The organism is uncultured Clostridium sp. (assembly GCF_947039605.1).
Lineage (GTDB): Bacteria > Bacillota > Clostridia > Clostridiales > Clostridiaceae > Sarcina.
Window position 1 is genome coordinate 1 of sequence record NZ_CAMQZG010000092.1, and the last position, 3,504, is coordinate 3,504.

The 3,504-nt window shown below is 27.3% G+C and carries 1 protein-coding gene; it reads left to right on the plus strand.

Annotated features, from left to right (window positions below; translation table 11 throughout):
* Positions 1–304: 304 nt before the first annotated feature.
* Positions 305–1,129 (plus strand): hypothetical protein, encoded by an 825-nt coding sequence (locus tag Q0V24_RS16950; protein ID WP_297523335.1) that lies wholly within the window; start codon positions 305–307, stop codon positions 1,127–1,129.
* Positions 1,130–3,504: the final 2,375 nt, after the last annotated feature.

A 3,504-nucleotide genomic window follows, 5' to 3' on the forward strand; every position in this document is an offset into this window, starting at 1 on the left:
ATAAACTGGCAATAATACATATAGAAGTCTTTGGTCTTATGTTCCTCAGATAGTGTATTTATCTGTTGAATCTTACAAGTGCTAGTTACACTTATAAGACTAGAGGCTTTTTTATTTATTTGACTTTAGTTTTCCTAGAAATCATTTAAATATACATACATAAGAAAAAACATTGAGATTTTTAAAATCCCAATGTTTTTTTACTTTTATAAATTTGATTACTTTAACTAGAATTGTCTTTTTTAACACATCAAACTATACTATAATATTTATTATCAATATTTATTAAGGTGGGAAGTTTATAATGAATACAATAACAATATATACTCAATCACTTAATCACTTAGGCAAACGTCTTTTTATATCTCAAATTAACACCAATAATATTATTACAGAAGATATAAAAATTTTTAATACTCCCGAAATCTCAGAAGATGATTTATCTGAAATAAATAGTCTAATCAAACTTATACCCCCTAAATCTAATATAATTCTTTATACATTAGCATCATATCAAAATAAACATAATAAACTAAAAGACAAGTGGATAGCTACTGCTGCTGGTAAAGAACTAGTTTCTTTAATAAAAACTTATAATATTACACTTAAAAAATATAGTAAACAGCAAGAATCTTTTAAAAATGAACTGATAAAAAAATTAACATCTTTTCATAAACCTTTAAAAAATAAAAAAATACCCTTACCTATACAAGAAACTTCTACCTGTAGATTAACTCAAAATAAAATTTATAACTTTAATGATGAGATATGTGATGTTGTTAACATTCATCTTCGTGGGAGTTGTGACAACGCCTCACTAGAAAAAGCTGGGTTTTATGTAGGATTAATATCTAAAAACTCACATGAACTAATTATCAAAGGAAGTTCTACTAATACTACTGTTGGGAAAATGCTTTTAACAGGACTAATTGAATCTATAAAAGTTTTAAAAAAGCCCTGCTTATTAAAAGTTTATACCCATACAAAACTTGGCTTTTCAAGTGGTAATACAAACTTAGAATTAAAAAATAAACTTTTTGAACTAATTGAGTCTAATAACCATGCTATCATAGAAATTATTAGTAATGAAAAACAAGATTATTTAGATAAGCTCTATCATAGTAAGTAACCTAAATTAAGTACTAAGAGGAGTTATGCTAGGTATAGCACAACTCCTCTTTATATTACTATCTTTTATCCAATTTAAGGAATCTATCCTCATAATATTGTTCCATTCTAAAATCTATAGCATCTTTTACTTCTTTTCTAAAAGTTTCATTACTTATAAATTCATCCATTCCAACTATAGTCATATTCCCATTTTCTTTTATCACAAAGAAATCACTTTCACTTTTACAAAGATACTTTATTGGATTCTTTTTAGCTAAGCTTACATAATCTTTTTTCTTCCAACCTAAGAAATCCTTTGTTCCTTTATCTTTTAACATATCAACTTTATTTGAGCCTTTAATATAAAAACTACTAAAAGTTTTATAAATATCATCATCATCTATTTCTATTTTCATATCACCATTATTATAAAATGCTAGTAAAACAGGTAATTTATATGATTTGCTCATAGATGTATTTTCTATCATATTTATAAAGTCATAAGCTCTGCTCTCTGCAAGTTCTTTTTGTTCATCTGTTAGTAAGTCTTGCTCTTTTAAATATCCTAAATAATCTTTAAATAAATTTTCTTTCGATTTTGATTTCATATTTAAGTATATTTCTTCATCCATAGATCTAAATACTTGAATTCTTGTTGGAACTTTCCCTTCAAGTTCTCGTATTCTAAGGAACTCTTCTTTTATTATGTCTTTTATTTTATAGCTACTTTCTGCCATTCTTTTAAATATATCTACAAGTCTAAAGTCAAAATCTATCTGACAGTCTTCTGGATATTCAAATTCACTTGGCTTTAACTTTTTTGCCTCAACTTTATCATATGCTTTACCTGATAACAAAAATGGTGCTAAATTAGCCTTTTTGTAATTACCTATAAAGTCTAGTACTATTAAATATTCTTTTCCTTTATGTTTTCTTAGTCCTCTTCCTAATTGTTGCAAGAATATTGTTGGTGATTCTGTTGGTCTTAAAAACATTACAATATCTATATCTGGAATATCTAACCCCTCATTAAACATATCTACTGCAAATAAAACTTTTATCTCACCTTTTCTAAGTTTGCTTAAAGCGTCTTCTCTATATTCTGAAAACTCTCCTTGCACACCTGAATATACTGCAACTGCTGGTATTCCATTTTGATTAAATGCTTTTGACATATATTCTGCATGTTTTTTGCTTGAGCAAAACCCAATAGCTTTTTTACTATTATATTTTTCATAATTCTTTATAACAAATTCTGCTCTTGCACCTATATTTAAGGCTTCATCTAGCTGCTTTTCATTATACTTACCATTGCTAGTATCTATTTTTTCATAGTCTACTGTTTCATCATAAATTCCATAGTATCTAAAAGGAACTAAACTACCTCTATTTATTGCATCTTTAAGCCTAATTTCATAAACAAGATTATAATCACAAAGAGCAAAGACATCTTTTCCATCTAATCTTTCTGGAGTTGCTGTTAAACCTAATAAAAACTTTGGATTAAAATAATCTATAACTCTTTGGTAATTACCTGCTGCTGCATGGTGAAATTCATCAACTACAATATAATCAAAATAATCTTTTGCAAAGTAATCTTCATTAAGATACTCTTCTTTCCCAAGTGTTTGAACTAGAGCAAAGACTAATTCTTTATCCTTTTCTTTATTATTCCCATAGAAAAATCCTGTACTAGCTTCTGGTCTTACATTTTTAAAACTCTGCATAGCTTGTTTTATTATTTCTTCTCTATGAGCTACAAATAAAACTCTATTATAACCCTTAGAATCAAAAGCTGATAAATATGTTTTTCCAACACCAGTTGCTGCAACTACAAGCCCTTTATCAAATCCCTCATCTCTACTTTGATTTAATGAATAAAGAATTTCTATTTGTGGTCCTCTTGGTTCAAATAAACCTATAACTTTTTCATCTCTATCAAGTTCTCCACTACTTTCTAAGTCCTTATAAACTTTTGGTCTAACCCAACTTTTAGCATAATTCTCTAAGACCTCATCTGTAACTTCTATAGAGTGATTGCTATATAACTCATTAAATTCATCTAAGAAAAATTGAAAATCTTCTTTATTATCATTTTTATTAAAACGATAATTCCATTCAATAGAGCTTGTTAATGCACCTCTTGAAATATTAGAAGAACCTATAAAAATATCTGAATCATTTTCATAGTGAAAAATATAACTTTTGGGATGGAAACTTCTATTTTTATTATTATAAAATTTAAGTTCTACTTTATCTCCAAACTCTCTTTTTATCATATAAAGAGCTTCTGGCTGTGTTATATTTAAATAATTTCCTGATAAAATCCTTATATTTACTCCAGATCGGAAGAGCGTCGTGTAGGGAAAGAGTGTCTTCGCCTGTGTAGATCTC

What these genes read in the sequence shown, in the direction of transcription:
- Q0V24_RS16950 (WP_297523335.1), top strand. Translation starts at nt 305, where the DNA reads ATGAATACAATAACAATATATACTCAATCACTTAATCACTTAGGCAAA.